The organism is Phenylobacterium sp., assembly GCF_030645195.1.
In the GTDB taxonomy this organism is placed as follows: domain Bacteria; phylum Pseudomonadota; class Alphaproteobacteria; order Caulobacterales; family Caulobacteraceae; genus Phenylobacterium.
In genome coordinates this window covers 1-7,241 of sequence record NZ_JAUSLW010000163.1, presented here as the reverse complement: position 1 = coordinate 7,241, position 7,241 = coordinate 1, and the positions used below count along the sequence as shown (strand labels likewise).

Here is a 7,241-nt window from a genome sequence, read left to right as displayed (position 1 = left end):
CTCCAAACGGAGACGCCGTCGCGTCCGCCTTGTCGCGCTTCGGCTTCGGGCCGCGCCTGGACGTCCGGCCCTCACGACCTTGGCCCCATCCCCCGCACCGCCTCGCGGCCGAGGATCGCCAGGTACTTGGAATATTCCACGATCATCAGGCGCGCGCCGCCGCTGGTGCGCCACCAGCGCTTGGAGTCCACGATCCTTGTGGCCACCGGATAGGGGCGCAGGTCGATGTCGGGCATGGTGGCCCGCAGCTCCAGCATGGCGCGCGGCATGTGGTAGTCGGCGGTGACCACGATCAGGCTGCGATAGCGCAGCTTGCGGGCCCAGTCGGCGGTCTCGCGTGCATTGCCCACCGTATCGGCGGCGGTGAAGTCCAGGTCGACGCAGCAGTCATAGAGCCGGCGAACCGCCTTGCTCACCGTGCGGATGTCCTCGCGGCTGGCCTCGGGATTGACCCCGGAGACCAGCATGCGGGCGGCCTTGCCGTCCTCCAGCAGGCTGACGCCGGCGGCCAGGCGCTCGTTGGAGCCCGCCCCGGTCAGGGCCACCACCCCGTCGGCCCGCGCCGGTTCGGGCGGCGGGGTGGAGCTGGCGATCCGCGCGGTGAAGGACAGCAGGCCCGCGGTCCAGATCACAGCCAGAACCAGCAGGGCGACCAGGCTTCTCATGTCATCTTCGCGATCAGGCCCTGGGCGGTCAGGCGCGCGGCCACCGCCGCCACCAGTCCCGCGGCCACGGGACAGGGCAGGACGGCCAGCAGGTCGGTCCAGGCGACGGGCAGCACAGGGGTCAAGCCTTGGCCCCCTCCCATGAGGCGCAGTATCGCCCCCATGATCGCCGCCCCGGTCGCGCCGAACAAGCCCGCGATGGCGGCCATGCGCGCGAACCTCACCTGGAACAGCCGGGCGATGAAGTCATCCTCGGCCCCGGCCAGGTGCAGCACCTCCACCACCTCGTGGCGGGCGGTGAGCCCCGCGCGGGTGGCGAAGGCCACCACGGCCCCGGCGGCGGCGGCGATCAGGGTGAAGACCCCGATCCCGATCCAGCGGGCGAAGCCGGCGGCGTGCTGGATGTCCTTCAGCCAGACCGAGTGGTCGTCCACCACCGCGTCAAGGCCCTGGGCCTTCAGGGCCCTGTCCAGGGCCTGGGCCGTGGCCGGCGCCTTGCGGTCCAGCTCCACGGCCACCAGCCGGGGCACCGGCAGGTCGTCCAGATCGGCGGCGTCCCCCAGCCAGGGGGCCACCAGGGCCTGCGCCTTCTCCTTCTCCAGGGCGCGGACCTCGCCCACGCCGGGCACGCCGGAGAGCGCCTCGGCGGCGCGGGCGGCGGCGCTGTCGGGGGTCTCGGCGCCCTTGGGCCGCACGATCACCGTGGCCTGGCCGGTGAGCTGGTCGCTCCAGCCGCGGGCGGCCCGGTCGGTGGCCAGGACGGTGAGCGCCGTCAGGCAGGCCAGGAAACAGAGCGTGGCCACCACGAAGGTCAGCGCCCCATCCCGGGCGTCGGCCTCGGGCAGGAAGGGGGCGGGCTTCCAGCGGCCCGGATCGAAGTCGCTCATGCCGCGCCTCCGACCGGCCCGAGCGCCGTCAGCCGACCGTCTTCCAGGTGCAGCACCGGCTTGCCCGAGCGGGCCACCAGGTCCTGGTCATGGGTGGCGATCAGCACGGTGGTGCCCAGGCGGTTGAGCTCCACGAACAGCCGCAGGATGCGCAGGCCCATCTCGTGGTCGACATTCCCCGTGGGCTCGTCGGCCAGCAGGATGTCGGGCCGGTTGACCACGGCCCGGGCGATCGCCAGCCGCTGCTTCTCGCCGCCGGCCAGGGTGGCGGGCATGGCGTGCATGCGGCTGCGCAACCCCACCCAGGCCAGCAGCTCGGCCACGTCCTGGCGGTAGCTGTCGGGCTTGCGGCCGGCGATGCGCAGGGGAAGGGCGGTGTTGTCGAAGGCGGTCATGTGGTCCAGCAGCCGGAACTCCTGGAACACCACCCCGATCCGCCGGCGCAGCATCGGCTGCTCCTTCACCGGGATGGCCGACACGTCCTGGCCGAACAGGTGCATCAGGCCCTTGGAGGGCTTGGCGGCCAGATAGATCAGCTTCAGCAGCGAACTCTTGCCCGCGCCGGACGCTCCGGTGAGGAAGTGGAACGAGCCCGGGGCCAGGGAAAAGCTCAGGTCCTTCAGGGTTTCCGGGCCCCGGCCATAGCGCATCGACACATCGTCGAAGGCCAGGATGGCCCGGTCGGCGTCGAGCGCGCCCTGCGCATGCGGCTGTCTGGACATCGGCCTTCCCGGCTACCCTAAGCTCGGGCGATGCGCCAGCGGAACCGCCGCCTCGGTCGGGCTCCCGAGGGCGTCACTCGCCCAAGGCGCGAATCTCGGGAGGACAATCCGTCGCCTCCGGAATTGCGGGGGCGCAAGTCCCAATTTCCAGGAATCGCGATAAGACTGCGCGCTGGAGTCGCAGTCCGGTCCGGGGGCCGGAGGGGATTTGATCGCCGACACGACAGATGATACCGGGACGGCCTCGCGAAGGCCGTTCGAAACCAATAGCTTGGGCTAAGAGACCAATTCAGCCTTCATGATCCTCACCTGTCCAGAGTGCGCGACCAGCTACTTCGTGGACGATCGCAAGATCGCTCCGGAAGGCCGCGCGGTGAAGTGCGCCTCCTGCGGCCACAAGTGGACGGCCTATCCCGAGGCGGCCCTGGAGCTGGACCTGTCGGAGGAGGAGGGCGCGATCGCCCGCGAGGCGACCGAGCCCGAGCCCGACGAGCCTGCGGCGCTGAGCGACCTGCCGGGCGCCGAACTGCCCAAGGTGATCCGCGCCAAGGTGGAGACCAGCCGCAAGGTGCGCGAGGCGGCCGCCCACGGCATCGTCTGGGCCGGCATGGCCGCGACGCTCGCCGTCGTGGTGGGCCTGGCGGTCGTCTTCCGCGTCGACGTGGTCAAGATCATGCCGGGCTCGGCCAAGGCCTATGCCCTGGCCGGCCTGCCGGTGAACACGCTTGGCCTGGTGATCGAGGGGCCCCGCGCCGAGCCCGCCCTGCAGGACGGCCATGCGGCGCTGTCCATCTCGGGCATGATCCGCAATGTCGAGGACCACCCTATCGTCACCCCGCCCCTGAAGATCGAACTGCTGAACAAGGCCGGCAAGGCCATCGTCACCAAGATCGCCCGCCCCGCCGATCCGGTGGTGCCGCCGGGCGAGACCCGCCATTTCGCCCTGGCCATCCTCGACCCGCCCACAACGGCCCACGACCTGCAGATCTCCTTCGCGCCGGACACCGAGAAGTCCAAGGGCAAGAAGGCCCGCGCCAAGGCGCCGATCCCGGTCCCCTCCCACGCTCCCTCCCTGCGCGGCGCCGCCGAGCCGACGGAGCCCGAGACCCATGCGCCGGGGGCCGGTCCCACCCCGGTGGAGGCCAGGCCCCTGTCCTCCGACAGTCCCTACGCCCTGGAGCCCCATGGCTGATCCCAGTGTCGAGGGGCGCGTCCCAACCGTCCTGCTGAGCGAGGCCGAGGTCGCCGCCCGGGTCGAGGCCCTGGCCGCCCAGATCGCGCCCCGCATCGACGACGACACCGTGGCCGTCTGCCTGCTCACCGGGGGGCTGTGGTTCGCCTCGGACCTGACCCGGGCCCTCTCGCGCCAGGGCCGCCATGTCCGGTTCGACGCCCTGTGGCTGGCCTCCTATGGCGACGAGCGCGCCAGCCTCGGCCGCTGCGAGGTCCGCGCCGACCTGCAGCGCCCGCTGTCGGGCCGCACGGCGCTGATCATCGACGACGTCATCGACACCGGCCTGTCGCTTTCCGAGGCCCAGCGCCTGGTGCGCGACGCGGGCGCGGCCCACGCCTTCACCTGCGTCTTCGCCTCCAAGCCCTGGCCCACCCCGCGGGCCATCGTCCCCGACTTCGTGGCCTGGGAGGCGCCGGCGCGGTATCTGGTGGGCTACGGCATGGACGCGGCCGGGGCCCTGCGGGGGCTGCCGTACATCGGGGCCCTGGACTGACGGTCATGGGCCCTGCCCAGGCATGTCGCCTGCATGACTAGGCGCCGCTCGAAAACGGAGGCGAGGAGCTTGTCGGAAGGAAAGAGAAAAGTCCAAGGACTGATATTTGACCAGACACGAGTAACGTTGGCGGTCGTGTTCATCGCGTCGCTATGGGCATTCGTCACGTCGCTTTTTATTATTGGCGCGCAATCGGAAAGACCTACCAGTCCTATTGGTTGGTTCTATCTCTCCGTCGCAATTCCCTTTGGGATCTATGCCCTTCTGGGCAGCGGCACGATGCTCATAGCTTTCGCTAGGTCCACCACCTTCTACGTCGCCCGTGACAAGCTATTCTTCGTGGGATGGGCAAATTGGTCTTGGAAGCTCAGCGACCTAGTCTCCGTTGAAGGTCGGGGCGTTGGGAGATCCAAGGCCTTGGTCTTCAAGCTTAAGGACGGTCGGGAGAAGCCGCTCTCCATCATCCTCTTGCGCGACGACGCGGCACGTGTGGCCGACGCTGTGCGCGAACTCATTCAGCCTTCGGTCTCTGAAGCCACAGCCACTTCGCACGGCGCCTGAAGTCAGAGCCAGTCGGGCATGGCCTCACGGGCCAGCATGTCCTCGTAGGTCGGGCGGGGGCGGATCACGGCGAACCGGTCGCCGTTCACCAGCACCTCGGGGACCAGCAGGCGGCTGTTGTACTCGCTGGACATCACCGCCCCGTAGGCGCCGGCGCTCATGAAGGCCACCAGGTCGCCGGCCTCCAGGCGGGGCAGGTCGCGGTCGCGGGTGAAGGTGTCGCCGGTCTCGCAGATCGGCCCCACCACGTCGTAGGTGACCGGGTCGCCGGCCCGGACCCTCACCGGGCGGATGTCGTGATAGGCGTCGTACATGGCCGGCCGGATCAGGTCGTTCATGGCCGCGTCCAGCACCGCGAACTTCCGCCCCTCGGGCCGCTCGTGGATGTGCTGCACCCTCGACAGCAGGATTCCGGCGTTGGCGCAGATCATCCGGCCCGGCTCGAAGGCGAACTGGACGTTCAGGCCGTGCATGGTGCGCGCGATCATCGCGGCGTACTCGGCGGGCGAGGCTGGGGTGGGCATGTTGAAATAGGGCACGCCGAGGCCGCCGCCGAGGTCCAGGCGCTCCACGGCCAGGCCCTCGCCGCGCAGGCGCTCGACGAGGCCGCGCATCTTGACGAAGGCTTCCTCCAGCGGGGCCAGGTGGGTGATCTGGCTGCCGATGTGGCAGGTGACGCCGACCGGCTTGAGGCCGGCGTTGTTGGAGGCCTGGGCGTAGAGCCGTTCGGCCTCTGAGAAGGAGACGCCGAACTTGTTGTCGGACTTGCCGGTGGAGATCTTGGCGTGGCCGCCGGCCGAGACGTCGGGGTTCACCCGGATGGCGATGACAGCCCGGGTCCCCATGGACTGGGCGACCTCCGAGGCCATGTGCATCTCGGGCTCGGACTCGACATTGATCTCGCCGACTCCGTGTTTGAGGGCGAAGGCGATCTCGGCCTGCGTCTTGCCGACCCCGGAAAAGACGATGCGCCCAGGCGGCACGCCGGCGGCCAGCGCCCGGCGGATCTCGCCCTCCGAGACGGTGTCGGCCCCCGCGCCCATCCGGGCCAGGGTGCGCAGCACCGCGACGTTGGAATTGGCCTTCACGGCGAACGCGATCAGCGGGTCACCCAGACCCTCATTGACCAGGGCGTCGCGCAGCACCGTGTAGTGCCGCTCCAGGGTGGCGGTGGAATAGACATAGACCGGCGTGCCGACCGCCTGCGCGATGGCGGTCAGGCCGACGCCCTCGCAGGCGAGCTCGCCGCCTGTGACCTCGAAGTGGTTCATCGCGGGCGGGCGTAGGGATCGTTGAGGGCGCCCTGGGGCCCGCTGGCCGTGGGATTGTTGGTGCTCTCGATCGGAACCGACCGCGAGGGCGAGGGATCGGAATTGGTGTCGCGCGGGTCGATGGTGCGGATCGAGCGGATGGGCTCGGCCCCGGCGTCGGCGTTGGAGCGGGCCTGGCCGATGGGCCCGGGGCGCTCCAACGCGCCCATCTTGCCGCAGGCCGAGAGGCTGGCGGCGGCGAGCGCGAGGGCGCCGATCAGTGCGAGGGGGCGAAGGGTCATTTCAGCATATCCTTCCAACGCGCGATCTGAGCGCGAACCTGGTCCGGCGCGGCGCCGCCGTAGCTTTTGCGGCTTCCAACCGAAGCGCGCGGTGTCAGAACATCATAGACCTCGGCCGTGATCCCCTGGGACAGGGCCTGAAGCTCCTTGAGCGGCAGGTCGGAGAGGTCGCAGGAGAGCGCCTCGGCCCGTTTCACCGCCGCGCCGGTGACATGGTGGGCGTCGCGGAAGGGCATGTCGAGGGTCCGCACCAGCCAGTCGGCGAGGTCGGTGGCGGTGGAGTAACCGGCGCCGGCGGCGGTCGCCATCCTGGCCGGGACCGGCTCCATGTCGGCCACCATGCCGGCCATGGCGGCCAGCGACAGCTCCAGGGCGTCGAAGGCCTCGAAGGTGGGGACCTTGTCCTCCTGCATGTCCTTGGAATAGGCGAGCGGCAGGCCCTTCATCACCACGGCGAGCTGGGTGAAGGAGCCTAGCAGACGACCCACCTTGGCGCGCACCAGCTCGGCGGCGTCGGGGTTCTTCTTCTGCGGCATGATCGAGGAGCCGGTGGTGAAGGCGTCGGTCAGCTTGATGAAGCCGAACTGCGGCGTCATCCAGACCACGATCTCCTCGGCCAGGCGCGACAGGTGGATGGCCGCCATGGTGGCCGCCGCCAGGGCCTCCAGGGCGAAGTCGCGGTCCGAGACGCTGTCGAGGGAATTGGCGGTGGGCCGGTCGAAGCCCAGCGCCCGGGCCGTGGCGTCCCGGTCGATGGGGAAGGGGGAGCCGGCCAGGGCCGCCGCGCCCAGGGGGCACTCGTTCATCCGCCGCCGGGCGTCGGCGAAGCGGCCGGCGTCGCGGCCGAACATCTCGACATAGGCCATCAGGTGGTGGCCGAAGGTGACGGGCTGGGCCGGCTGCAGGTGGGTGAAGCCCGGCATCAGGGTCTCGGCGTGGGCCTCGGCCTTGGCGATCAGGGCGTGCTGGAGGGCGCGCAGTTGGGCGATGGTGCGGTCGCAGGCGTCGCGCACCCACAGGCGGAAGTCGACGGCCACCTGATCGTTGCGCGAGCGGGCGGTGTGCAGGCGGCCGGCCACCGGCCCGATCAGCTCCCGCAGCCGGGCCTCCACGTTCATGTGGATGTC

Annotated in this window: 9 protein-coding genes; 3 read left to right on the top strand and 6 right to left on the bottom strand. The window is 70.3% G+C overall.

The window, feature by feature from the left end; all coding sequences use genetic code 11:
• Positions 1 to 71 precede the first annotated feature (71 nt).
• Genes Q7T09_RS13480 through ftsE form a run of 3 tightly spaced genes read right to left on the bottom strand, consistent with a single transcriptional unit; the run spans position 72 to position 2,274 of the window.
• Entirely contained in the window at positions 72 to 665 is a 594-nt protein-coding gene (locus Q7T09_RS13480; RefSeq protein WP_304700389.1) for a YdcF family protein, read from the bottom strand.
• Positions 662 to 1,552, bottom strand: a complete 891-nt coding sequence (locus Q7T09_RS13475; protein WP_304700388.1) for an ABC transporter permease — start codon at positions 1,550 to 1,552, stop codon at positions 662 to 664. The genes Q7T09_RS13480 and Q7T09_RS13475 overlap by 4 nt, the downstream gene beginning before the upstream one ends.
• The gene (ftsE, locus tag Q7T09_RS13470) at positions 1,549 to 2,274 is read right to left on the bottom strand and encodes a cell division ATP-binding protein FtsE (RefSeq protein WP_304700387.1); all 726 of its coding nucleotides are present in this window, start codon (positions 2,272 to 2,274) and stop codon (positions 1,549 to 1,551) included. The genes Q7T09_RS13475 and ftsE overlap by 4 nt, the downstream gene beginning before the upstream one ends.
• A 298-nt stretch (positions 2,275 to 2,572) precedes the next feature.
• Between ftsE and Q7T09_RS13465 the strand changes: the two genes are divergently transcribed.
• The 3 genes from Q7T09_RS13465 to Q7T09_RS13455 all read left to right on the top strand — a co-directional run bounded on the left by Q7T09_RS13465 (position 2,573) and on the right by Q7T09_RS13455 (position 4,562).
• Positions 2,573 to 3,466 (top strand): DUF3426 domain-containing protein, encoded by an 894-nt coding sequence (locus Q7T09_RS13465; protein WP_304700386.1) that lies wholly within the window; start codon positions 2,573 to 2,575, stop codon positions 3,464 to 3,466.
• The gene (locus Q7T09_RS13460) at positions 3,459 to 4,001 is read left to right on the top strand and encodes a phosphoribosyltransferase (RefSeq protein ID WP_304700384.1); all 543 of its coding nucleotides are present in this window, start codon (positions 3,459 to 3,461) and stop codon (positions 3,999 to 4,001) included. Before Q7T09_RS13465 ends, Q7T09_RS13460 begins: the two co-directional genes overlap by 8 nt.
• A 126-nt stretch (positions 4,002 to 4,127) precedes the next feature.
• A complete protein-coding gene (locus Q7T09_RS13455; protein WP_304700383.1) occupies positions 4,128 to 4,562 on the top strand; it encodes a hypothetical protein in 435 nt (144 codons plus the stop codon).
• A gap of 2 nt (positions 4,563 to 4,564) precedes the next feature.
• Here the strand turns inward: Q7T09_RS13455 and lysA are convergent, their stop codons facing one another.
• The 3 genes from lysA to argH form a co-directional block, all read right to left on the bottom strand.
• A complete protein-coding gene (gene lysA, locus Q7T09_RS13450) occupies positions 4,565 to 5,833 on the bottom strand; it encodes a diaminopimelate decarboxylase (RefSeq protein ID WP_304700381.1) in 1,269 nt (422 codons plus the stop codon).
• Complete coding sequence (locus tag Q7T09_RS13445; RefSeq protein WP_304700379.1) at positions 5,830 to 6,114, bottom strand: hypothetical protein; 285 nt, start codon at positions 6,112 to 6,114, stop codon at positions 5,830 to 5,832. Before Q7T09_RS13445 ends, lysA begins: the two co-directional genes overlap by 4 nt.
• Positions 6,111 to 7,241: argininosuccinate lyase (gene argH, locus Q7T09_RS13440; protein WP_304700377.1), on the bottom strand; the 1,131-nt coding region annotated here is incomplete at its 5' end. The genes Q7T09_RS13445 and argH, both read right to left, overlap by 4 nt.